This is a genomic window from Bacillota bacterium (genome assembly GCA_029961055.1).
Taxonomy (GTDB): domain Bacteria; phylum Bacillota; class Sulfobacillia; order JAIMAT01; family JAIMAT01; genus JAIMAT01.
On record JASBVM010000049.1, the window covers coordinates 30,892 to 54,048 of the forward strand.

Annotated in this window: 18 protein-coding genes; 6 read left to right on the forward strand and 12 right to left on the reverse strand. The window is 72.5% G+C overall.

Going from position 1 to position 23,157, the window contains the following annotated elements; genetic code table 11:
- Positions 1-22: 22 nt before the first annotated feature.
- The 5 genes from QJR14_10350 to QJR14_10370 are packed head-to-tail and all read right to left on the reverse strand — an operon-like array spanning position 23 to position 5,598.
- Positions 23-721, reverse strand: a complete 699-nt coding sequence (locus QJR14_10350) for a lactate utilization protein (protein MDI3317999.1) — start codon at positions 719-721, stop codon at positions 23-25.
- On the reverse strand, positions 691-2,136 hold the full coding sequence (locus QJR14_10355; GenBank protein MDI3318000.1) for a LutB/LldF family L-lactate oxidation iron-sulfur protein: 1,446 nt from the start codon (positions 2,134-2,136) through the stop codon (positions 691-693). The genes QJR14_10350 and QJR14_10355 overlap by 31 nt, the downstream gene beginning before the upstream one ends.
- Positions 2,133-3,077, reverse strand: a complete 945-nt coding sequence (locus QJR14_10360; GenBank protein ID MDI3318001.1) for a (Fe-S)-binding protein — start codon at positions 3,075-3,077, stop codon at positions 2,133-2,135. The genes QJR14_10355 and QJR14_10360 overlap by 4 nt, the downstream gene beginning before the upstream one ends.
- Before the next feature lie 43 nt (positions 3,078-3,120).
- Positions 3,121-4,722, reverse strand: a complete 1,602-nt coding sequence (aceB, locus tag QJR14_10365; protein ID MDI3318002.1) for a malate synthase A — start codon at positions 4,720-4,722, stop codon at positions 3,121-3,123.
- Positions 4,723-4,746: 24 nt separating this feature from the next.
- Complete coding sequence (locus QJR14_10370) at positions 4,747-5,598, reverse strand: IclR family transcriptional regulator (protein MDI3318003.1); 852 nt, start codon at positions 5,596-5,598, stop codon at positions 4,747-4,749.
- 173 nt (positions 5,599-5,771) lie between these two features.
- Here QJR14_10370 and QJR14_10375 point away from each other — a divergent pair, with 173 nt between their 5' ends.
- Genes QJR14_10375 through QJR14_10390 form a run of 4 tightly spaced genes read left to right on the forward strand, consistent with a single transcriptional unit; the run spans position 5,772 to position 11,487 of the window.
- Positions 5,772-7,076 carry an FAD-binding oxidoreductase gene (locus QJR14_10375; GenBank protein ID MDI3318004.1) on the forward strand — a complete coding sequence of 435 codons (1,305 nt, stop codon included), beginning with the start codon at positions 5,772-5,774 and terminating at the stop codon, positions 7,074-7,076.
- Between the two features lie 2 nt (positions 7,077-7,078).
- Complete coding sequence (locus QJR14_10380; protein ID MDI3318005.1) at positions 7,079-8,443, forward strand: (Fe-S)-binding protein; 1,365 nt, start codon at positions 7,079-7,081, stop codon at positions 8,441-8,443.
- The gene (locus tag QJR14_10385) at positions 8,427-9,851 is read left to right on the forward strand and encodes an FAD-linked oxidase C-terminal domain-containing protein (protein ID MDI3318006.1); all 1,425 of its coding nucleotides are present in this window, start codon (positions 8,427-8,429) and stop codon (positions 9,849-9,851) included. Before QJR14_10380 ends, QJR14_10385 begins: the two co-directional genes overlap by 17 nt.
- A 31-nt stretch (positions 9,852-9,882) precedes the next feature.
- Positions 9,883-11,487: an L-lactate permease gene (locus tag QJR14_10390; GenBank protein ID MDI3318007.1), complete on the forward strand. Its 1,605-nt coding sequence runs from the start codon at positions 9,883-9,885 to the stop codon at positions 11,485-11,487.
- A gap of 98 nt (positions 11,488-11,585) precedes the next feature.
- Here QJR14_10390 and QJR14_10395 read toward each other — a convergent pair whose 3' ends face one another.
- The 7 genes from QJR14_10395 to oxlT form a co-directional block, all read right to left on the reverse strand.
- Positions 11,586-12,620 carry an NAD(P)-dependent alcohol dehydrogenase gene (locus tag QJR14_10395; protein ID MDI3318008.1) on the reverse strand — a complete coding sequence of 345 codons (1,035 nt, stop codon included), beginning with the start codon at positions 12,618-12,620 and terminating at the stop codon, positions 11,586-11,588.
- Positions 12,621-12,708: 88 nt separating this feature from the next.
- Positions 12,709-14,556, reverse strand: a complete 1,848-nt coding sequence (locus QJR14_10400) for an ABC transporter ATP-binding protein (GenBank protein ID MDI3318009.1) — start codon at positions 14,554-14,556, stop codon at positions 12,709-12,711.
- Entirely contained in the window at positions 14,553-16,415 is a 1,863-nt protein-coding gene (locus QJR14_10405) for an ABC transporter ATP-binding protein (protein MDI3318010.1), read from the reverse strand. Before QJR14_10405 ends, QJR14_10400 begins: the two co-directional genes overlap by 4 nt.
- 127 nt (positions 16,416-16,542) lie before the next feature.
- Positions 16,543-17,646, reverse strand: coding sequence for a thiamine pyrophosphate-dependent enzyme (locus tag QJR14_10410; GenBank protein MDI3318011.1), 1,104 nt, complete (start codon positions 17,644-17,646; stop codon positions 16,543-16,545).
- Between the two features lie 60 nt (positions 17,647-17,706).
- Positions 17,707-18,939, reverse strand: a complete 1,233-nt coding sequence (locus QJR14_10415; GenBank protein MDI3318012.1) for a pyruvate ferredoxin oxidoreductase — start codon at positions 18,937-18,939, stop codon at positions 17,707-17,709.
- The gene (locus tag QJR14_10420; GenBank protein ID MDI3318013.1) at positions 18,939-20,018 is read right to left on the reverse strand and encodes a (4Fe-4S)-binding protein; all 1,080 of its coding nucleotides are present in this window, start codon (positions 20,016-20,018) and stop codon (positions 18,939-18,941) included. Before QJR14_10420 ends, QJR14_10415 begins: the two co-directional genes overlap by 1 nt.
- A 168-nt stretch (positions 20,019-20,186) precedes the next feature.
- Positions 20,187-21,524: an oxalate/formate MFS antiporter gene (gene oxlT, locus QJR14_10425; protein ID MDI3318014.1), complete on the reverse strand. Its 1,338-nt coding sequence runs from the start codon at positions 21,522-21,524 to the stop codon at positions 20,187-20,189.
- Between the two features lie 286 nt (positions 21,525-21,810).
- Here oxlT and QJR14_10430 point away from each other — a divergent pair, with 286 nt between their 5' ends.
- Complete coding sequence (locus QJR14_10430) at positions 21,811-22,185, forward strand: hypothetical protein (protein ID MDI3318015.1); 375 nt, start codon at positions 21,811-21,813, stop codon at positions 22,183-22,185.
- Between the two features lie 54 nt (positions 22,186-22,239).
- Positions 22,240-23,022 (forward strand): GntR family transcriptional regulator, encoded by a 783-nt coding sequence (locus QJR14_10435; protein ID MDI3318016.1) that lies wholly within the window; start codon positions 22,240-22,242, stop codon positions 23,020-23,022.
- The last annotated feature ends 135 nt before the right edge of the window (positions 23,023-23,157 follow it).

The following is a 23,157-nucleotide window of genomic DNA, read 5'->3' on the forward strand; positions in this document are numbered from 1 at the left end:
ATGGTAACGCGGAGAGCCGCCCTCACCATTCCCCGATGACCGCCACCACCCGTCCCGGCCCGTGGACCCCGACCGTCAGCTCCCCCTCGATGTCGGCGCTCATGCTGGGGCCGCTGATCAGGTGGACGGCCGAGGGCAGTCCCCCGCGCCGGCCCGCCTCCTCCATCAGGAGCCGGAAACCCTCCCCCACCGTCTCCACCACCCGCGAGCGGCGGACCACGGCCAGGTGGGCCGGCGGGAGGAGGCTGACCAGCCGGCCGCTGCCGCGGTCCGAGCTGAGCGCCACCGTCCCGGTCTCGGCCACCGCCCAGGAGGCGCCGGTGACGCCCAGCACCGCCCGGGCGGCCTGGCCGCGGAGGCGCGCGGCCGCCTCCGCAGCTTCCTCCGACCCCTGGGCGCGCCAGACGGCGGCCCGGAGGCCGAGACGCTCCAGGAGCTCGGCCAAGTCGAGGGCCGCGAGTTCCGGATCGTCCCAGAGGACGGCCAGCGGGGTGCCGTCCGGGCCGTCGGCGGAGACGGGGGCTGGGCCGGGGCTCGCGGGGCCGCCGGCCGCGGCGCTCTCCGCGAGCAGGCTTTCCACCGCCCGGCGGACCGCGGCGCGGACACCCTCCCGACCTTCCTCGGCCAGGACCGCGCGGCCGCCCAGCGCCTCCCAGCGCCGCCGGAAGGCCTCGACCCGCTCCTCGCCCGTCACCGTGCACCACCCCGGTTCCGCCGCCACCACTCGTGAAAGCTCTCCCGGGCGAGCGGCGCCATGTCGCGGCCGACGAACCAGGCCGAGAACGGGCCCGGCCCGCCGGTCAGGCGGCCGTCCCGCTCCCAGGCCCGCTGTCCCAGCCGCCCCAGCCGCGCCGAGAGGACGAAGCCCGAGGGGCTCGACCAGAGGCGCGACCAGAGCGCCAGCATGGCGGCGTAGCCGCGGGGTTCCAGGCCGCGCTCCGCCTCCTGGCGGCGGAGGCGGAGGATGTGGCCGGGCAGGTCGATCTCCATCGGGCAGGCCTCTCCACAGGCGTGGCACATGCTGCAGAGCGACTTCGGCAGCTCGGGCGCCTTTTCGAGGCCGGCCAGGAGCGGCGTCAGCACCACGCCGATGGGGCCGCTGTAGATGCTCCCGTAGGCATGGCCCCCGCCCACGTTCCGGAAGACGGGGCAGGCGTTGAGGCAGGCGCCGCAGCGGATGCAGCTCAGGACGTCCTCGAACTCGGTGCCCAGGAGCTCGCTCCGCCCGTTGTCCAGGAGGATCAGGTGGAACTCCTCCGGCCCGTCCAGCTCGCCAGGATGGCGCGGCCCGCTCAGCAGGCTCACGTAGGAAGAGAGCCGCTGCCCGACGCCGCTCAGCGGCGGCTGCTCGATGAGGTCGGCCAAGTCCTCCCAGGTGGCCACCACCTTCTCGACGCCCACCACCGCGATGTGGACGGGTGGCAGCGAGGTGACCATCCGCCCGTTCCCCTCGTTGGTGAAAAGCACCAGCGTGCCGGTCTCCGCCACCAGGAAGTTGCCCCCGGTGATCCCGATCTCCGCCCGGAGGAACTCCTCCCGCAGGCGCCGCCGGGCGAAGGCGGTCAGCTCCTCCGGGCTCTCGCCCGCGGGCGGGGCCTCGCCCGCCTCCCGCGCCTCCCGCTCGAAGAGCCGGCGGACCTGGGCGCGGCTCTTGTGCGCCGCCGGGGCCAGGATGTGGGCGGGCCTCTCGCCGGCCAGCTGGATGATGTACTCGCCCAGGTCGGTCTCGCGCACGCGGAGGCCGCCGGCCTCCAGGCGCGCGTTCAGCTCCACCTCCTCGGTGGCCATGGACTTCGACTTGACCACCTGCCGCGCCGACCGGCGCCGCGCCACCTCCAGGACGTAGCCCGCCACCTCCTCGGGCCCGCGGGCGCGGAAGACGTGGCCGCCGCGCGCCTCCACCTGCCCGGTCAGCCGCTCCAGCAGGGCGTCCAGCTGGCGGATGGCGCGCCGCTTCGCCTCCACGGCGCGGCGGCGCCTCTCCTCGCCTTGGGGGTACTCGGCGTAAGCGGCCTCCTTGCTCCCCTGGAGGCGGCGCGTGGCGCCGGTGGCCGCCCGCCGCAGGTCGGGGTCCAGGAGGCCGCGGCTCCGTCGGACGGTCCAGGGAGCCCGGTCCAGGGGCAGGCTGCCGCTCACGGCTCCTCGCCCCCCGTTGCGGAAACCGCCGGTGCCGGGTGCCGCGCCGGCGCCCCGGCCGGCAGCGCCGAGGCGGAGGCGAGGGCGGCGGGGTCCAGGCGGCCTTCCTCGGCCAGCTCCAGCAGCTCCGCCAGGTGGACGACCGGCCACGGGTCTCCCCGCCGCCGGAGGCGCCCGCCCAGGTGGAGGAGGCAGCCCAGGTCGGCGCTGACCAGCGCCGCCGCGCCCTCCCGGCGTTTCTCGGCCACCTGGGCCAGCTTGGCGTCGGCCATCACCGCCGCCAGCGAAGGCTCCACCAGGGAGAAGGTGCCGCCGAAGCCGCAGCACTGGTCGGCGGCCGGCGGCTCCTCCGCCTCCACCCCGGCCCGCTCGAGCGCGCGGAGCGGCGCCTCGCGCACCCCCAGGAGCCGGCGCATGTGACAGCCGTTGTGGTAGGCGACGCGGAGGGGCGCCTCCCTCCCCGCCGGCGCGCGGGGCGGACCGTCCTCCCCGGTCTCACGCTCCTCGGCCCCCACCCGCTCCAGGAACTCGCTCAGCTCCACCACGCGGCCGGCCAGGCGCCGGGCTCGCTCGCCCCAGGACGAGGCCTCGACCCCGCTCTCGCCCCGCTCGCGGGCCTCCCGCTCGAGCAGCCCGGGCAGCTCCGCGCGGACCATGGCGGCGCAGGAGCCGGAGAGCGCCACCACCGGAGCCGCATCGCCTGCCTCCTCGAAGGCCGCCACCAGCCGGCGCCCCAGCTCGGCCGCCTCGCGGTCGTGGCCGGCGTTGAAGGCGAACTGCCCGCAGCAGGTCTGCCGCTCCGGGAAGCGGACGCGGAAGCCGCGCCGCTCCAGGAGCCGGAGCGCGGCGACGGCCGCCTGGGGCCGGAACAGGTCGACCATGCAACTGACGAAGAGATCGACGGTGCCGCCGTTCCCGGCCGCACCGGCCTCGCCGGACACCGTCCCGTCGCCTCCTTCCCGGGTCCCTCCGGGCGGCGCGCGTTCAGGGCAGGCGCTCGTACATCGCCAGGGTGAAGAAGCCGGGGAGCTCCTCCTGGAAGGTCAGCTGGCGCAGGATCTGCCGCGCTTCCTCGTAGTCTCCGCCGGCGGAGCGCTCCTCGCCCACCTCCGCCCGGATCTTCGCCATCTCCTCGTCGAGAAGCTTCTCCAGAAGCTCCGCCGTCACCCGCCGCCCGTCGTCGAGGACGCCCCGCGGGTGGTGGAGCCACTGCCAGAGCTGGGTACGGGCGATCTCGGCCGTGGCGGCGTCCTCCATCAGGTGGAAGATGGGGACGGCGCCCCGGCCGCCCAGCCAGGCCGCGATGTACTGGACGGCGACGCTCAGGTTGTTGCGGACGCCCGCCTCGGTGATGGTCCCCTCCGGCACCCGGAGCAGCTCCTCGGCCGTCACGCGCACGTCCTCCCGCTTCCGGTCGATCTGGTTGGGGCCGGGCATCCGGCGGTCGAAGACCTCCCTGGCCACGGGGACGAGGCCGGGGTGCGCCACCCAGGTGCCGTCGTGCCCGTCGCCGGCCTCCCGCTCCTTGTCCTCGCGGACCAGGGCGAAGGCGCGCTCATTCGCCTCCGGGTCGTCCCTGACCGGGATCTGCGCGGCCATGCCGCCGATGCAGTGGACGTTCCGGCGGTGGCAGGTGCGGATGGCCAGCTGCGTGTAGGCGCGCATGAAGGGGACGGTCATGGTCACCTGGGCGCGGTCGGGAAGGATCCACTCCTCGTGCGCGTGGAGCGTCTTGATGGTGCTGAAGATGTAGTCCCAGCGGCCGCAGTTGAGACCGGCCGAGTGGTCGCGCAGCTCCCAGAGGATCTCGTCCATCTCGAAGGCCGCCGGCAGCGTCTCGATCAGCACGGTCGCCTTGGTCACACCGTGGGGCAGGCCCAGCTGCCGTTCCGCCCAGGTGAAGACGTCGTTCCAGAGCCGCGCCTCCAGGTGGCTCTCCAGCTTGGGCAGGTAGAGGTAGGGCCCGCTCCCCCTCTCCAGGAGCTCGCGGGCGTTGTGGAAGAAGAAGAGGCCGAAGTCGACCAGCGCGCCGGAGGCCGACCGCCCGTCGACCCGGATGTGCTTCTCGGGGAGATGCCAGCCGCGCGGCCGGACCAGGAGGGTGGCCACCCGGTCGTTCAGCCGGTAGCGCTTCCCCTCCTCGCTGACGAAGTCGATCTGCCGGCGGACCGCGTCGCGGACGTTGATCTGCCCCTGGAGGACGTTCTCCCAGGTGGGGGAGTTGGCGTCCTCGAAGTCGGCCATGTAGGTGCTGGCCCCCGAGTTGAAGGCGTTGACCACCATCTTCCGGTCGGAGGCCGGTCCGGTGATCTCGACGCGCCGGTCCTGGAGGTCGGCGGGAATCGGGGCGACGACCCAGTCGGACTCGCGGACGCTCCTCGTCTCCTCCAGGAAGCCGGGCACCGCCCCCCGGTCGAAGGCCGCCTGCCGCTCCCGCCGCCGTTCCAGAAGCTCCAGGCGGCGGGCGCCGAACTCCCGCTCCAGCCGCGCGACGAAGGCCAGCGCCTCCGGCGTCGCAATCTCGGCGAAGGCCGGCGTCATCTCGGCCCGGATCTCCACCCCGTCGAGCGTCACCTTCTCCGCCACGGTCAGCGCCCCCCGTATTTCGCATTACGGAACGGTGTTCCGTTCTACTTCCCCTTTTCGCTCCCCCCTCCCGTCACCCTGCCGGCCGTTCTCGGGACCAGGAAGAGGAAGCGGTCCCGCCCCCAGGCGCGCGGAGATCCGGCCGGCCGCCTGGCGGACCAGCGGGATCAGCTCCTCGATGCGCGCCCCGCCCATGCGCATGGCGGGAGCGGAGATGCTGATGGCCGCCACCACCTGGCCGTGATGGTTGGAGACGGGCGCGGCCACGCAGACGATCCCTTCCTCGTTCTCCTCCAGGTCGAGGGCGTAGCCGGCCTCGCGCACCTGCCGCAGGTGGCGCCGGAGCTCCTCCGGGTCGGTGATGGTGCGCGGGGTGTGGCGGGGGAGCCCCTTCTCCGCCAGCAGCCGATCCAGTTCGGGCTCGGGGAGGTGGGCGAGGATCGACTTCCCCACCGCCGTGCAGTGGGCCGGCACCCGCTTGCCCACGGAAGAGTGCATGCGCACCGTCTGGGTGCCTTCGAGCTTGTCGATGTAGACCATCTCGCCCTGCTCCATCACCACCAGGTGGACCACCTCGTTGGTCCGGTCGAGCAACTCCTGGAGGACCGGCCTCGCCTCGGCCCGCAGGTCGATCCCCTCCAGCAGGGAGCTGGAGAGCTGGAGCAGGCGGAGGCCCAGCCGGTAGACGCCGTCTTCGGACTGGAGGACGTAGCCGCGCTGGGCAAGGGTATGCAGGAGACGGTGCGTCGTGCTCTTGTGGAGGCCGCTGCGGCTGGCCAGGGTCCCCAGGGCCAGGCCGCGCGGGTGGTGCGCCAGCTGTTCGAGGAGATCCAGGGCGCGGTCCAGCGCCTGGACGCGGTCGCCTTCCTTCGGCAAGGGTCGGGCCCCCCTTCGGGTCGAAAGCCGCCGGTTGACACCCGCCGGATCTCTCACCTACGATCGTTCCGTAACAAAAAACCTTGTTCCGAAGTGTAAAACGCACGGTATCCGCTTGCCACCCCACCCCTCTCCTTCTCGTCCATCGCGCTCCGGGAGGGGAGTGTGGAACGATGGAACGGCTTTCGCCCGGCCAGCCCGAACCTCCCCGCGACGGATCCGCGAGCACGGCGTCGCGCGGCCGCCCCTCGCCCGCGCGCGCCGAACCCGGCTCCGAGGAGGAGCTGGCCCGCCTGCTCCAGGAAGCGTACCAGCAGGGACGGGCCGTCCTCCCCCAGGGGGGCGCCAGCCAGTGGCAGCTCGGCGAGCCCCCTGCCGCCGCCGACCTTCTGCTCTCCCTGCGCGGGCTGCGCGGGGTGACCGAATACGCGCCCGAAGAGCTGGTCGTCCGCGTCGCGGCGGGGACGCGGCTGGACGAGCTGCAGGCCTTCCTTCGCCCCCATGGTCAGTGGTTCCCTGTCGAGCCGGTGGCGGTCCCGGGCGGTACGGTGGGCGGCCTTCTCGCCACCGGGGCGAGCGGCGCCCGGCGCCTCGCCTTCGGCACGCCCCGCGACGCGGTCACGGGGCTGAGGTTCGTGCTGCCCGACGGGCGGCGCATGCACAACGGCGCCCGCGTGGTCAAGAACGTGGCCGGCTACGACGTGATGCGCCTTCTGGTCGGCTCCCTGGGGACGCTGGCGGTGATCAGCGAGGCCTGGCTGCGCGTCCGCCCGCTGCCCGAACGGCGGGAGACGCTCCTCGTCCTTGCCTCCGGCACGCCCCCGGCGACGAGGGAGCTGGAGGATCTGGCCCGCCGTCTCCTCGCCTCCGAGCTCCTGCCCACCGCGCTGGAGCTTCTCGACCCTTCCGCCTCCTCCACCCTCGGGCTCTCCCCCCGCCCCTGCCTGGCCGTCGAGCTCCAGGGCGGGGAACGGGAGGTGGCCTACCAGCGCGACCGGCTGGCCACCCTCGCCGGCGAGGGAGGAGCGGCCCCGGCGCGCCTCTCGCTCGACCGCCTGGAGGAAGGGTCCTCCGACGACTTCTGGTGGCGCTTCCACCACCGGCTGCCGGAGGCTGCACTGGTCGCCCGCGCGGGCGTCGCCCTGGCCGACCTGCCGGCGGTGCTGGAGGAGGCCGACCGGCGCGAGCTGGAGGCGGCCCGTGTGGCGGGGCCCGGCCACGGCGTCCTTCGCCTCTTCGCCACCCCCGCGGAGGAGGAAGCGGCGCTCGACCGGTGGGCGGGCTTCCTCCGCCATCTGCGGGAGGTCGTGGAGGCGCGCGGCGGTGCGCTGGTCCTCGAGAAGGCACCGGAGCGGCTGCGCGGCCGGCTCTCCGCCTGGGGCGCGCCGCCGCCGTCCGTCGAGCTGATGCGGGCGATCAAGGCCCGCTTCGACCCCCGGGGGCTTCTCAACCCCGGGCGCTTCGTGGGGGGGATCTGAACATGGCCCTGTCCGAGGCGGGCGCGGTCCCGGAGCGGAGCGACGGGGCCGGGAAGCCCGAACTCTGGGAGGCCTGCGTCCACTGCGGCTTCTGCCTGCCGGCCTGCCCCACCTACCAGGAGACGGGGCTGGAGGAGCTCTCCCCCCGCGGCCGGGTCTACCTCGTCCGCGCCGCCGCCGAGGGACGGCTCTCGCGCCGGGATGCGGCCTGGCTGGAGCCCGTCGACACCTGCCTCGACTGCCGCGCCTGCGAGGTGGTCTGCCCGTCGGGGGTCCGCGTCGGCGCGCTGATCGAGCAGGCCCGGAGCCAGGTCTGGGCCGGGCGCCGGGCTTCCTTCTGGAGGCGGCTCGCCTTCCGCCACCTGGTCCCGCATCCTCGCCGCTGGGCGCGGCTCGCCCGCCTCGCCCGCCTCTACCAGCGCAGCGGGCTGCGGCGGCTCCTGCAGCGGCTCCGCTTCCTGGGCCTCCTGCCGGACCACCTGCGCCAGCTGGAGTCGGTCCTCCCCGAGGTGCGCGGCTGGACGGTCCGCGAGCGGATCCGCCGCCTCGCCCCGCCCGCCGGCGTCCGCGCCCGCGGGCGCGTGGCGCTCTTCACCGGCTGCATCCAGGACGTGGCCTTCACCGGCGTCAACGAGGCGGCGGCCCGGGTCCTGGCGCGGAACGGCTACGAGGTGGTGATCCCCAGGGAGCAGGTCTGCTGCGGCGCGCTCCACCGGGACGAGGGCGACCGCGAGACCGCGGTCCGGCTGGCGCGGCGGAACGTCGAGGTCTTCCTGGGCGCCCTGGAGGCCGGGGTCGACTGGGTGGTCACCACCGCCGGCGGCTGCGGCGCGGCGCTGCTGGAGTACCCGGAGCTGGTCGGCGAGGAACCCGCCTGGGCTGGCCGGGCGCGCCGCCTCGCGGAACGGGTGATCGACGTCAGCCAGCTCCTCGACCGCCAGGGCTGGGAGCCTCCGCGGGCGGCGCCGGGCGGTGCCCGGGGCGCCGGCCCCGTGCCGCTCCGGGTCACGGTTCAGGAGTCCTGCCACCTGCGCAACGTGATGGGGGTCCGCGAGGCGCCGCGCCGCCTCCTTCGCGCCGTCCCGGGGGTGGAGCTGCTCGAGATGCCCGACGCGGGGCGCTGCTGCGGCAGCGCCGGCGTCTACAACATCGGCCATCCCGACCTCTCCTTCCGCCTCATGGACAGGAAGGCGGCCGACCTGCCCGAGGGGGCGGAGGTGGTGGCAACCGGCAACCCGGGCTGCGCGCTCCAGATGGCGCTGGGCGCCAGGCGGGCCGGGCGCCCCGTTCGCGTCGTCCACCCGGTCGTCCTGCTGGACGAGGCGTATCGCGCCGAGGAGGTGACGGGCGATGGCCGGAGCGGTTGACCGCCTGCCGGCGGACGGAGGAGCCGGCCTCCCCGCCGAGGTGGTCCGCGGCCTGGCGGCCATCGTCGGCGCCGACTCCGTCCTGGCCGGTTCGGCGCGGCTCCTCGCCTACGAGTGCGACGGCAACACCGTCTTCAGCGGCCTGCCCCAGGCCGTCGTCCTCCCCCATGACCGCGAGGAGGTGGAGCGGGTGATCCGCTTCCTCGACGAGCACGACGTCCCCTGGCTCCCCCGCGGCTCCGGCACCGGCCTCTCGGGCGGCGCCGTCGCCTGGCAAGGTGGCGTCGTCGTCGACCTCGTCCGTCTCCGCCGCCTGGTCCGCGTCGACCCCGAGAGCCAGCGCGCCTGGGTGGAGCCGGGCGTCACCAACCTGGCGCTGACCGAGGCGGTCGCCCCGTTCGGCTTCTTCTACGCGCCCGACCCGTCGAGCCAGGTGGCCTGCAGCATCGGCGGCAACGTGGCGGAGAACTCGGGAGGAAGTCACTGCCTCAAATACGGCGTCACCACCAACCACGTCCTCGGCCTGGAGGTGGTCATCCCCCGCGGCGGGCGGCTCCGCCTGGGCGGGGCGGCGCCCGACCTGCCGGGATACGATCTGACCGGCTTCTTCGTGGGCTCGGAAGGCACCCTCGGGCTGGCCACGGAGGCGGTGGTCCGGCTGGTCAGGCGGCCGCAGGCGGTACGGACCGTCCTCGCCCTCTTCGCCACGCCCGACGAGGCGAGCCGGACCGTCTCCGACGTGATCGCGGCCGGCATCCTCCCCGCGGCGATGGAGATGATGGACCGCCTGGCCATGGACGGCGTCGAGCTCGGCCCCTACCGGGTCGGCTACCCGCCGGAGGCCGGCGCGGTCCTGCTGGTCGAGGTGGACGGGATCGAGGCCGGGCTTGAGGAGCAGGCCGAGCGCATCGTGGCCATCGCCCGCCGCAACGGCGTCCAGGACGTGCGCGTGGCGCGGAGCGCCGACGAGCGGAACCTCTGGTGGCAGAACCGGAAGACCGCCTTCGGCGCCATGGGCCATCTCTCGCCCAGCTACTACGTCCAGGACGGCGTCATCCCGCGCAGCCGGCTCCCCCGGGTGCTCCGCCAAGTCGACGAGATCCGCCGCGAGTTCGGGCTCCGCATCGCCAACGTCTTCCACGCCGGCGACGGGAACCTCCACCCGCTGATCCTCTTCGACGACCGCCGGCCGGGCCAGCGCGAGCGGGCGATCCGCGCCGGCTCCGCCATCCTTCGCGCCTGCGTCGAGGAGGGCGGTTCGATCACCGGCGAGCACGGCGTAGGCATCGAGAAGCGCGAGGAGATGCGGCTGATGTACAGCGACGAAGAGCTCCGCTTCCAGGCGGAGCTGCGGCGGGCGTGGGACCCGAAGGGGCTGGCCAACCCCGGCAAGGTGCTCCCCGTCTGAGGCCCGCCGCCCTCGGGAGGAGGCGAGAGGCTTGTTCGCCCAGATCCTCGACCCCACCGGCAGCCCGCCCCTGACCGTCCTGCTCGCCCTGGTGCCGCTGGCCTTCCTGCTCGTCCTGCTCGCCGTCTTCCGCCTGAGCGCCTGGCTGGCGACGCTGGTCGGCAGCGCCGTCACCCTCGCCCTGGCCATGCTGGTCTGGCGGGCGCCGGCGGGCGGCGCGCTGGCCGCCTACCTCTACGGCGCCCTCCAGGGCACGTGGGTGATCGACTGGATCACCTTCTGGGGCCTGGTCATCTTCAACACGCTCGTCCTGACGGGCAGCTTCGACCGCTTCAAGAGCTGGATCCTGGCCGAGGCGACGGCCGACATCCGCGTCCAGACCATCCTCCTGGCCTGGTCCTTCGGCGCCCTGCTGGAGGGGTTGGTCGGCTTCGGCTATCCCTGGTCGGTGGTCGCGCCCATCCTGATCGGCATCGGCATCAGCGACCTGGAGGCGATCCGCGTCGCCGCGCTGGCCAACAACGCGCCCGTCTCGTACGGGGCGCTGGGCGCGCCCATCCTGGCCCTGGGCGTGGTCACGCAGCTCGACCCGTTCGCCCTCTCGGCCTCGGTGGGGAAGCTGGTGGCCGTCCTGGCGCTGCTCCCGCCCTGGATCCTCATCTACCTTGTCAGCGGCCGCCAGGGGCTGAAGGAGGCCTGGCCGCTGGCGCTGGTCGCCTCGCTCTCCTACATCGCCGGCCAGTACCCGGTCTCCCAGTGGGTCGGCCCCTACCTGCCCGACCTGACCGGGTCGCTGGTCTCCTTCTGGGTGCTCTACGCCTTCCTGCGCGTCTGGCGGCCGCGGGTGGTGCGGGGCTTCGGCGGGTCGCCGCTCGCCGCGGCGGCGGACGATCCGGCGGGGAACGGGGGCGGTCTCAGGGCGGCGCTCGAGGCCTGGCTTCCCTATATCGTGCTGATCGTGGTGGTGGTCGCCTGGACGGGGCCCTGGTCGCACCTGCCCTCGCTCACCCTCTTCAAGCTCTCCACCTCGGCGGTCTCCTCCGTGACGCACCGGGAGGTGACGTCCGCCTTCGCCTTCACGCCGCTGGGCGGCGGCACCGCCATCCTGGCCAGCTGGCTGGTCATCACCGCCATCCTGCGCCCCTCGCTCCGGACGCTGGGCGAGGTCTTCGCCCGCACCTTCCGGCAGATGTGGGGCGCGCTCCTGGTCGCGTTCTTCATCTTCGGGCTCGCCTACGTCTTCAACTACTCGGGGATGGCCGCCTCGCTGGCCTACAGCTTCGCCAAGGTGGGACCGGCCTTCGTGGTCCTGGCGCCGGTCTTGGGCTGGGTGGGCGTGGCGCTGTCGGGGAGCAACACCTCGACCAACGCCATGTTCGGGCAGATCCAGGTGGTGGCCGGGAAGCTCCTCGGCTTCCCCGCCCTCCTCCTCCCCTCGCTCAACTCGGTGGGGTCGGAGATCGGCAAGCCGATCGCCCCGCAGACGGCCAGCGTCGGCGTCTCCACCAGCCGGCTCGTGCGCAACGAGGGCGAGGTGATCCGGCACAACATGGGCTGGACCCTGGTTCTCCTCGCCTACCTGATCCTGATCGGCCTCTTCTTCCGCTACGTCGTACCCGGGGCGATGGAACTCTGAAGCACGGGACCGGGCTGCTGCCCGACCGGGAGGACGCCGCTCCGCCCCCCGGCCGCGCACGCCCGGTCCCGCTCCGTCCGGTGGGCGCCGTCAGGCCGTCAGGCGGGGACCAGGACGGCGCGCCCCTCGATCCGGCCGTGCGCGAGGTCGTCGAAGGCCTCGTTCATCTCCTCGAAGCGGACCCGGCGGATGCGCGGGCGAGCGACGCCGCGCCGGGCCAGCTCCAGCACCTCGCTCAGCTCCAGGAGGCTTCCCCAGTTGCTCGTGGTCAGCTCGGCCTCGTTGAGCAGACCGGTGCTGAACTCCAGCTTCCCGCCCGCGAGGCCGACGATCACCACCCGCGCCTGGCGGCCCGCCATCGCCCACGCCTGCGCCATGGTGGAGTCGGCGCCGACGAAGTCGACGACGCCCTGGGCTCCCTCGCCGCCCGTCAGCTCCTTCACCTTGGCCACGGGGTCTTCCTCGCGGCTCTGGATCACGTGGTCGGCGCCGAGCTCGCGGGCGATCTCGAGCTTCCGGGGGTCGACGTCGACCGCGACCACGGTGCAGCGCGGCGTCAGCGCCCGCGCGTACTGGACGCCGAACTGGCCGAGGCCGCCGACGCCGATGATGACCACCGTGCTGCCGGGGTAGAGCCGCGGCAGGAGCTTCTTCACCGCCCGGTAGGGGGTGAGGCCGGCGTCGGTCAGGGGCGCCGCCTCCACCGGGTCGAGGCCGTTCAGCGGCAGGAGGTAGCGGTAGGTGGGCACCAGCAGGTACTCGGCGTAGCCGCCCGGAAGGCCGATTCCCACCCACTTCCGGGTGTCGGTCAGCTGTTCCTGGCCCGACCAGGCGAACCGGTCGGGTTGCTCGCTCCAGCCGCCGTAGACGGCGACCGGTTCGCCCTTGGCGAGGCCGCGGACGCCCTCGCCGGTCGCCTCCACCCAGCCCGCGTTCTCGTGGCCCAGGGTGAAGGGGAGACCGGGGAGGATCGGGATCTCGCCCGCCATGAGGTGGAGGTCGGAGTGGCAGAGGCCGGCGCCGCCGATACGGACGAGCACCTGCTCGCCCCGCGGCTCGGGGACCGGCACCTCGCGGATCTCCAACGGTTTCTTGTACTCGACGAGCTGGGCCGCATGCATGGTTCGCGCCATCGCGCGCACCTCCCGCAGTTTGGGATGGAGCGTCGGGCGCGCGGACGCCCCCGCCCCGTGACTTCCTGCCGCTCCCGACAGCGCTATTCTACCCCCCTGCCAGCGCCTGCACCTGCACGAGCCGCCAGTAGAGGCCGCGCCGTTCCAGGAGCTCGGCGTGGCTGCCCGATTCGCGGATGCGGCCGCCCTGGACGACGAGGATCCGGTTGGCCCGGCGGGCGGTGGAGAGCCGGTGCGCCACCACCAGCGTCGTCCGGCCGGCGCTCAGCCGTTCCAGCGCCTGCTGGATCTGCATCTCGGTCTCGGTGTCCACGTTGGAGGTGGCCTCGTCCAGGATGAGGAGGGGCGGGTCGAAGCAGAGGGCGCGGGCGAAGGCGATCAGCTGGCGCTCCCCCGCCGAGAGGCCGGTCCCGCGCTCGCCCAGCGCGGTCTCGTAACCGTGCGGCAGCCGCTCGATGAAGCGGTCCGCCCCCACCGCCCGGGCCGCCTCCCGGACGCGCTCCAGCGGGACGGACGGGTCGCCGAGCCGGATGTTCTCGGCGACGCTTCCTTCGAAGAGGAAGACGTCCTGCATCACCACGCCCACCTGGCGCCGGAGCTCCGCCACCGGGAAGGAGCGGATGTCCCGTCCGTCCAGGAGGATGCTCCCCCGCTGAATCTCGTAGAGCCGCGTCACCAGGCTCATGATGGAGCTCTTCCCGGCGCCGGTGGGGCCGACGAAGGCGACCATCTCCCCCGGCTCCACGTGGAAGTCGACGTCCCGGAGAACCCAGCGGCCCGGCTCGTAGGCGAACCAGACGCGGTCGAAGTCCAGCGCGCCCCGCACCCTTTCGACGGGCGCGCGCCGGGCCGCTTCCTCCACGCCGGGTTCGGGCAGCCGCGCCTGCGTGTCCAGCAGGCCGAAGATCCGCTCCGCCCCGGCCTGGGCCGACTGGACCAGGTCCAGCTTCTCGGCCAGGTCCATGATCGGCCGGAAGAGCTGCTGCACGTAGTTGAGGAAGGCGTAAACGACGCCGAAGGCGACCGCACCGTGGAGGACGGCCGACGCGCCCGCCACCAGCAGCAGCGCGGTCGCCCAGGAACCGAGCAGGTGGATGGACGGGTAGTAGAGCGAGAAGACGAAGAGCTGGCGCATGTTGGCGTCCAGGTAGTCGCGGTTGACCCGGTCGAAGCTCTGGTGCTGCGCCTCCTCCCGCCGGAAGATCTGGACGGTGCGCATGCCGTCGACGTTCTCGGCCACCGCCGCATTCACCCGCGAGAGGCGGCTGCGCACCGCCCGGTAGGCACGCCGCGCCCGCGACTGGTAGAGCACCGTCACCGCCGCCACCAGCGGCATCAGAGCCAGGGAGACGGCGGCCAGCCGCGCGTCCAGCCGGAACATGACCGCCACGGAGCCGGTCACCAGCGCCAGGTCGTTGAGCGAGGTGACCAGGGCCTCGCTGAAGAACTGGCTGAGGGCCTCCACGTCGTTGGTCAGGCGCGTCACCAGGCGGCCCACGGGCGCGCGGTCGAAGAAGGCCGTCTCCAGCGCCAGCACGTGGGCGAAGAGCCGCTGGCGGAGCTCGGCCAGCAGCGCCTGGGTGCTGCGCGCCAGGATGAGCGTCTGGGCCCAGCCGGCCAGGAACTGGACCAGCACCGCGGCCAGAAGGATCAGCCCGAGGTGGAGGACCGCCTGGACGGCCCCGGCCCGGAGCTGGGGGGCGCTCGCCCAGCCCTGGAGGGTGGCCCGGGCGGCGGGGACGATGATGCTGTCGATGGCGACCTTCAGGATGTAGGGACGGGCCAGGCTGGCGCCCGTGGAGGCGAGGACCAGCAGGGCGGCCAGGGCGAACCCTTTCCAGTACGGCCGCGCCAGCCGGATCAGCCGGGCCAGGACATGCGGGTCGAGCTGCTCCAGGTCGCGCTCCTCCTCCTGTTCCTGCTCGCGCCCGCTCACGGTGCCGCCTCCCTCCGCGTCCTCTCGCCCGTCGAGGTGGGCCAGAGGCCTCCCTCCCGGTCGACCGCTTCGCTGCCCGCCCCCTCCGCCGCCAGCTCCGCCTCGAGCCGCTGCTCCTCCCAGAGGCGGGCGTAGAGCCCGCCCCGGGCGAGGAGCTCCGCGTGGCGGCCCCGCTCCACCACCCGACCCTGGTCCAGGACCAGGATCTCGTCCGCCCCCTGGAGCGAGGCGACCCGGTGCGAGACGAAGACGGTGGTCGTCTCGCGCATCACCGTCCGGAGACCGGCCAGGATGCGCGCCTCGGTCTCGGTGTCGACGGCGGAGAGGCAGTCGTCCAGGATCAGCACCCGCGGCCGCCCCACCAGCGCCCGGGCGATGGCCACCCGCTGGCGCTGGCCTCCGGAGAGGCTGATGCCCCGCTCCCCGAGGACGCTCTCGTACCCCTGGGGAAGCGCGGCGATCTCGTCGTGGATCCCGGCCAGCCGCGCCGCCCGCTCCACCTCTTCGTCGCTGACCTGCTCGGGGCGGAAGGCGATGTTCTCGCGCACCGTGGTCGCGAAGAGGAAGGCTTCCTGGGGGACGTAGGCCACCTGGCGGCGGAGCGTGTCCAGCGGCAGCTGCTCCACCGGGACGCCGTCGTAGAGGATCCGCCCGCGCGGCACCTCGTGGAGCCGGAGCAGCAGGTCGCAGAGCGTGGACTTGCCCGCGCCGGTCCGTCCCAGCACGCCCAGCATCTGGCCCGGCTCCAGGCGGAAGCCCACCTCCTCCAGGGCGGGCGGCAGCTCCGGCCGATAGCGGAAGGTGAGGTCGCGCACCTCCAGCGCGCCGCGGAGCTCCTGCACCGGCCGCGTCTCCGGCCCGTCCGAGACCTCCGGGCGCACGGCCAGGAGCCGGTCGATCCGCTCCATGGAGGCCTGCCCGCGCTGGATCAGCCCCACCACCCAGCCCATGGCCATCATCGGCCAGACCAGGGCGCCCAGGTAGAGGTTGAAGGCGACGAACTCCCCCAGGCTGATCTGCCCGGCGATGGCCAGCGCGCCGCCGTAGGCCAGGACGATGACGGTGGCCAGGGCGCTCAGCACCTGGATGAGCGGCTGAAAGAGCGCCTGCACCCGGGCCATGGCCAGGTTCCGCTCCTGGAGCTGGCGCGCGCGGTCGCGGAAGGCCTCGGCCTGGCGGGCCTCCAGGACGAACCCTTTGACCACCCGGATCCCGGCCACGCTCTCCCGGACCAGGTCGGAGAGGTCGCCGAAGCTGGCCTGCACCTCGGCGAACCGCTCGCGCGTCACCCGCCGGAAGAGCCAGGCGGTCAGCGCGATCAGCGGCAGAGGAAGGAGTCCCACCACCGTCAGCCGCCAGCTGATGGAGGTGGCCATCAGCGCGATGGTGACGAGCGTGATGTAGACCGAGTCGACCAGGCTGACGACGCCGTTGCCGAAGGCGAAGCGGACCGCCTGCACGTCGTTGGTCGCCAGCGCCATCAGGTCGCCCGTCCGGTGCTCGGCGTAGAAGCGCGGCCCCATGCGCTGGAAGTGCCGGAAGAGCAGATCCCGCAGCGCGTAGTCCAGGCGCCGGGAGGCGCCCTGGACCTGCTGCCGCCAGACGTAGCGGAAGAGCGCCGTCACGACCGCCAGGCCGGCGATCAGCGCCACGTAGCGGTAGACCTCGGTCATGACCGGCCCTGCCCGGGCGCCGCCGGCGGCGCCGCCGTGCAGGCGGACGATGGCGTCCGTGGCCCGCCCGATCAGCGTCGGCTCCACCAGACCGAGCGTATCGGTCATCACCAGCGCGAGCACGCCCAGGACGTAATGCCACCGTTCGCGTCTCAGGAAGGGGAAGAGCGGCCGAAAGACGTTCACCCAGTTCGCCTCACGCGACCCAGTCTAGCACGCGGCCGAAAAGCGGCGCGGGCGGCCGCCTCCGGCCGCCCACACCACCTGCCTCCCAGCCCGCTCGCCGCCCTCGTCCTCCGGCTCGGCTCGCCGCCTACGGGGCGGCCTCGCCGGCGCCCTCGCCGGCCGCCCCCTCGTCGACCGCGCCGTCAGCGGGCGCCGCCAGCTTCCGGCCGGGCCGCGGCAGCCCCTCGGGGAGCGCCGCGACCGGCAGGAAGCCCGGCAGGATCCACTTCTCCCACATCTCGTCGACCTTGGACTGGAAGTACTCGATGTCGTCCTCCGTGAAGTGCGCGAAGCGCCCCTGCCGCATCAGGTACTCGCGCACCGGCTTCCGCTTGCGACGGCCCTCCACGATCTGCCTGGTGATGCCGTTGTAGCGCAGCTCGCCCTCGACGACCTCCCAGAGCGGGACGACGCCGCACTCCACCGCCAGCTGCCCGAGCTCCCGCGAGTAGCGGGGGTCGAAATCCCAGCCCTTCGGGCAGGCGTCGTGCACGTGCAGGTAGGTGGGCCCGCCCACCCGGAGCGCGGTCCGGATCTTGTTCATCACGTCGACGCCGAAGGCGGCGCTGGCCGAGCCGATGTAGCGCGCCTCCGGGTGGCCGGCCACCAGCATGGCCGGCGTGTTCTTCTTCCAGCGGTCCTGGGTGATGCGCCTGACCGTCCCCGAGGGGGTGAAGGCGGTGACCGCGCCCCAGGGGGTGCTTCCCGACGCCTGGATGTCGGTGTTGGCGTAGGACTCGTTGTCGTAGAGGATGATCAGCGCGTTGTACTGGGTGTGCTGCAGGGCGGCCGAGATGGCCGACAGCCCCATGTCCGCACCGCCGCCGTCGCCGGCGATGCCGATCACGTTGATCGGCTCCTCAGGAAGCTTCCCTTTCCGCTGCTGCACCGCGTAGCCCGCCGCCGCCCCGATGACGGCGGCCCCGGTGGCGCCCAGCTGGGTGTGCATCCAGGGGATCACCCAGGGCGTGGCGTAGTAGCTGGTGTTGGCCACGTACATGCAGCCCGTGGCGCCGATGGTGACCGTCCTCGGACCGGCCGCCTTGGCGAGGTACTTCATCAGCAGGGCCGAGTGGCAGCCCTGGCACGTGCGATGGCCCGAGGTGTAGAACTCCTCGACCGGAACGTCTCGGATCGTCCGGATGGGGGCCAGATCCGGCCGCCCCGCGGGCCGCGCCTCCGTGATCGCCATCTCCGCTTCCACCTCCTGGCGAGATCGCCTTCGCCCGGCGGTTCGCGTCGCCGCGAGCCGCTATTCCACAGGGCCACGGACGCCGATCCAGTGGGCGCTCTCGGCCAGGAGGTCGCCGGCGGCCGACCTCTCCAGCTGCTCCTGGATCCGGAAGACGTCCTCCACCGAGACCTCACGGCCTCCGAGGCCCGCGATAAAGCCGATCACCGGCGGCCGGTCCGCAAGGTCGTAGAGCGCGCTGCGCACCTCGTTGTAGACCGCGCCGCCATGCCGCGTGGAACCGTACGAGTAGTCGCGATCGACCACTCCCACCCCCTTCCGGCCGTGCAGGAAGTGCCGCAGCTCCTCGTCCGGGAAGGGCCGGAACCACTTGATGCGCAGGAAGCCCACCCGCTTCCCCCGCTCCCGCATCTGGTCCACCGCCACCTTGATCGGCATGGCCACCGTCCCCATCCCGATCAGCACGTAGTCGGCGTCCTCGATCCGGTAGGTCTCGACGAAGGGGTTCGGGTCGCCCCGGCCGGTCAGCCGCCTCAGCTCCTCGTACGCCTCGGCGATGACGCCGCGCGCCCGGCGCATGGCGGCGTCCGACTGCTTGCGCGTCTCCATCACCCAGTCCTCGTTGTACTGGGGGGCGATGGAGATGGGGTTGTCGGGGTGGAAGCGCCGCTTCTTCAGGTCGTACGGAGGAAGGAAGGCCTCGACCAGATCCTTCTCCGGCACCATCACCAGGTGCTGCGAGTGCGTCAGGAAGGCGCCGTCCATGGAGAGCGCGCAGGGGAGCGAGACGCGCGCATCCTCCGCCACCCGGTAGGCGAGGAAGGTGGTGTCCAGCGCCTCCTGCCCCTCCGCCACCCAGTAGAGGAGCCAGCCCGCGTCCCGCACCGCCAGCGCGTCGTTGTGCTCCACGCCGAAGGCGCCCGGGTCGTCCAGCGCCCGGTTGCCGACCAGCGCCACCACCGGCAGCCGGAGCGCGGCCGTCACCACGATGGCCTCCATGGCGTACATCCAGCCGACGCCGGAGGAGCCGACGAAGACCCGCGCCCCGGTGGCCGAAGCGTGCTTGACGATCTCGAACTGCGAGTGCTCGCTCTCGGCGATGATGAAGTCGGCGTCCATCTGGCCGTTGGCGATCATCTTGGCGACGGCGCTCATCACGCTGTCGTAGGGACGGATGGGATAGCCGGCCATCACGTCCACGTCGGCCAGGCGGAGCGCCTGCGCCACCGCCTCGGTGCCGGTGATCAGTTCCTCGTGCTGCGCGAATCGCTTGGAAGCCTCTGTCACAGCCATCAGGCGGTCACCTTCCTCCGGCTGGAGCGGGCGGTCACCCGCTGGGTGTCGAGGAGCGTCTGGAAGAACCTCGCGTAGGCGGCTTTGTCGGCTTTCCAGTCCGCGTACAGGTCGTGGTTGTCGTCGAAGGCCAGCTCGTCGACCATGACGATGCAGTCGTCGACCGGGCAGACCTCGGCGCAGATGCCGCAGCCGCAGCAGGCCTCGTACTCGACCCGGTAGGTGCCCTCGGGCGTCAGCTCGAAGACCGAGTCGGGGCACTCCATGAAGCACTGCTTGCACTGGGTGCAGGCATCAAAGTTGATCACCGGCCGCTCGGAGCGGGTGGTGAACTTCTTGAAGGCCTCCTGCCGCCCGCCGCGGGGCGCCGCCGGGACGATGATCGCCTCCGCCATCTCGTTCCACTCGGGCAGCCGGACCGGCTCGTAGGTGTAGGGCGCGCCGACGCCGGCGGGCACGGTGCTGACCTGCACCTCGCGGTAGCCTTGGCGCAGCCCCTCGAGGTGCTGCTCGGCCTTGGGGCCCTTGGCGACCTCCTTCTCCAGGTCCTCGAGGCGGACGACCTCCGGGATCAGGTGGGCGATGGCCCCCAGGACGCGGAACTCGGTGCCGTCGTCGTGGTAGACCCAGAGGCCGGAGAAGGACTTCTGTCCCGGCAGGATCCCCAGGCGCCAGTCGAAGGGGAGCTGCGGGATGAACTCCAGCAGCTTGCTCCGCTCATGGTCGGAGACGACCAGCAGCGCGCCGCCCTCCGCCAGGCCCAGGTGGATCGGGCGGATGCCGTACCAGGCCCAGGACTCGTGCCCCTTGGCCAGCGTGTCGTCCAGCGCCGCGATCAGGCGGACGTTGTCCGGCTCGTACTTGGCCATCTGGACGTGGAGCTCGTCTTCGGACTCGGCGATGACCGCGAACTGTTTGGCGGGGATGCCGTTCCGCTCGGGCGAGTCCGAGTAGCGCGAGATGGTGCCGCCGATCTTGCCCGAGTGCCGCGATGCCTTGACCAGCGTCTTGACGATGTTCCCCGCCAGGATCTTCTGGAAGATGCCCCGGTAGGTGATATCGACCGAACCGCTCGCCAACGCGCCTTCCCCCTTTCAGCCGGCCTGGATCGGCCCACTTGACGGTATACGGCATACCATCGAAGAAACCTTCCCGAAGGGTGGAGCTGTCGCTCGAGGGCTGGCCACCGCGCTCCGCCCCCGGCGACGGCCGGGCGGCCAGCCCCTGCCCGTGACGGCTCCCCGTCCCTACTCCGACACCGCGTGGCCGGCGGCCGGCGCCACCGACTCCGCCATCTGCCGCGCCCGCTCGGCGGTCCGCCGCGCCAGCGGCTTCAGCCAGACCAGGGCCAGGATGGCGTCCAGCGCGCTGGCCAAGACCATGGCCCAGAAGACGCCCACCCATGAGCCGCTCTGCACCGCCGCCAGGGCGGCGACGGGGCCGGCCAGGATGGAGGCGACGCCCTTGGCCGTGTACATGATCCCGTAGTTGGCGGTCGCCCAGGTCCGACCGTAGAGGTCGCCCACCGCCGCCGGGAAGAGCGAGAAGATCTCGCCCCAGGAGAAGAACGCCAGCCCCGAGAGGACGATGAACCAGACCGGGTGGTGGATCAGCTGCAGGAGAGCCAGGATGGTCAGCGCCTGGATGGAGAAGGCGATGAACATGGTGTTCTCCCGGCCGATGTGGTCCGAGATCCAGCCCCAGAAGGGCCGGGTGATCCCGTTGAGGATCCGGTCCAGCTGGACCGCCAGGACCAGCGCCGTCATGCCGAAGGCGACGACCACCTTGTCGACGTGGTAGAACTTGGCGATCGGCTCCAGTTGGGCGGTGACGACGAGCCCGCTGAAGGCCATCAGGGTCATCATGAGGTAGAGCACCCAGAAGGAGCCCTGGCGGATCACCTGCCCGGGCGTCAGGTCCAGCTTGGAGGTGGTCACCCGCAGGGCGTGGGTGGCCTCCCTCGCCGCCCATCCGGGCGGCATCCATCCCTTCGGCGGCTGGACGATGAAGTAACCCGCGGCCATGGTGACCAGCCCCTGGACGATGCCCCAGACGATGAACGCCTGTTGGTAGCCGCTCGATTCGATCATGGCCGCGATGGGGGCGACGGTGAAGGCGGTGCCGATGCCGTAGCCCCCGGCCGTGGCGCCGGCGGCCAGGCCGCGGTGGTCGGGGAACCATTTGAGCGCGTTGCCCATGGCCGCCCCGTAGACCGCGCCAGCGCCGATGCCACCCAACGAGTACCAGAAGTAGAGCGCCCAGAGGCTGTGCGCCAGCCCGGAGCCCACCCAGCTGACGCCCGCCAGGAGACCCCCGGCCATCACCACGATCCGCATGCCAAGCCGGTCGGCCAGGTAGCCTTCGACGGGCTCCAGCCACGTCTCGAAGAGGACGAAAAGCGTAAACGCCACCTGGACGGCCGCCAGTGAGACGTGCAAGGCGGATTGGAGCGGCGTGGTGAAGAGCGTCCAGGCGTATTGAAGGTTGGCGATCGCCATCATGGCGACGACGCCGGCCACCAGCTGCCACCAGCGGTTGACGACGCGAGTGGCCGCGGAAGGTGAAGCCGTCTCGGCGGAGCTCATGGCCCATCCTCCCCCCCATGGACCGCATCGCGTTCCGCGCGGCGGACCGCCGATGCGGCACCCGACGGATGGTCGAACCTCCCCTCGCGCGGCGGAGCCCGGGAATGCCGCGCCCCTGCTGATGGTATGCCGCATACCGTAACTCTGACGCCAACCTAGCGGGCATCGCTCCTTTTGTCAACGGGCGATTTCCGTTTATGACACGTGAAATGCACGTCAATCGTGCTTTTGCATCAAATCCCGACCGTATCGCTGCGGATTCATGAAGGGTGGGGCTTGAAGGCCGGTGGTGACGGGCGTGCGGAAGGTCTTCTGGCTCGCGCGCCAAGTTCACGAGATCACTTTTTCGGCATTTGGTATACCGCCCACCCCTTCCGCCACGCCCTCTACGGATTTACACTGTGGGCGTGGGCGTCGACGCCGGCGGCGCAGCGCCCGCGCCGGGATCGGCTCAAAAACCACCGGGATCGGTCAAAAAACCGCACTCGATCAGGTCGGGGGTGAGGGGACGGTGGTGACGGCGGAGCTGATCGCCGTGCTGGGCTTCGCGCTGTTCGTCGGGGCCTGCGCCCTCCAGGCGCGCTCGGAAACGGCACGCACCGCCCGGACAGGGCAGGGCCGGCCTGCACTGCGCGTCATCCGGGGCCGCCGGGTCGCCTGATCGACCCCAGGGGGCCGGGCGGAGGCGGGCGAAACGGAGGCGGAGCCGGCCGCGGTGCCGGCTCCGCGCATGTCCGGCCAGGCGGTCGCAAACACCATGGAGGAGGAAGCGAAGCGGATGAACCTTCCGCGACTCGAGTCGGACCGGTTCCCGGTGGTGGTGGACGAGGTCTCCAAGGCGATCCGCGCGGCCATCCTGGACGGCCGGGCGCCGAAGGGCACCCACCTGGTGGAGCGCGAGCTGGCCGAGCAGCTGGGGGTGAGCCGCACGCCGGTGCGCGAGGCCCTGCGGCGCCTGGAGCGGGAAGGGCTCCTCGTCTACGAGCCCCGGCGGGGCGTGGTGGTCAGCGGCTTCGACGAGCAGTCGGTCCGCGACCTCTACCTCATGCGCGAGCTCCTGGAGGGGCTGGCCGCCCGGCTCGCGGCGGAGCGGCACACCCCCGACGAGCAGGCGGAACTGGAGCGGCTCCTGGAAGAGGCGGAGACGGCCGTGGAGCAGGGGGATGTGGACGCCGCCGCCACGCAGAACGTGGCGATCACCCTGCAGCTCTACCGGATGGCGCACAGCGCGCGCCTGGAACAGGCCCTGGCCGCCCTGCGCGACTATATCGAGAGCTTCACCCGGACCGGTTACCGGGACGATTGCCGTCTTCGCCAGGCGCACCGGGAGCACCGTGCCATCGTGGCCGCCATCCGTGACCGCGACGCCGACCTGGCGGAGGAGCTGACCCGGCTTCACGTCCGCCGCTCGCTGGAGAGCTGGCAGCACCGGCGGGCCGTGCAAGCCGCGGCGGCGGCCGGCGAGGGAGCCCCCACCCCCTCCGACAAAGACACGTAACCGGGAGCCCCGTCCCCGCCTCCTTCCGCCGGTTTGTCCCCCTCTCCCTCCGATTCCCTTTCCCTCCGAGAAGGACTCGGACGACCACCGTCGAACAAGCCGTCTAACTCTACGGAACTCGGTTTCTGCATAGGA

Excerpts from the sequence above, each read along its gene's own strand:
- QJR14_10375 (MDI3318004.1), top strand. The coding sequence starts at position 5,772 with ATGGAACGGCTTTCGCCCGGCCAGCCCGAACCTCCCCGCGACGGATCC.
- QJR14_10380 (MDI3318005.1), top strand. The coding sequence starts at position 7,079 with ATGGCCCTGTCCGAGGCGGGCGCGGTCCCGGAGCGGAGCGACGGGGCC.
- QJR14_10385 (MDI3318006.1), top strand. The coding sequence starts at position 8,427 with ATGGCCGGAGCGGTTGACCGCCTGCCGGCGGACGGAGGAGCCGGCCTC.
- QJR14_10395 (MDI3318008.1), bottom strand. The coding sequence starts at position 12,620 with ATGGCGCGAACCATGCATGCGGCCCAGCTCGTCGAGTACAAGAAACCG.
- QJR14_10410 (MDI3318011.1), bottom strand. The coding sequence starts at position 17,646 with ATGGCGATCACGGAGGCGCGGCCCGCGGGGCGGCCGGATCTGGCCCCC.
- QJR14_10415 (MDI3318012.1), bottom strand. The coding sequence starts at position 18,939 with ATGGCTGTGACAGAGGCTTCCAAGCGATTCGCGCAGCACGAGGAACTG.
- oxlT (MDI3318014.1), bottom strand. The coding sequence starts at position 21,524 with ATGAGCTCCGCCGAGACGGCTTCACCTTCCGCGGCCACTCGCGTCGTC.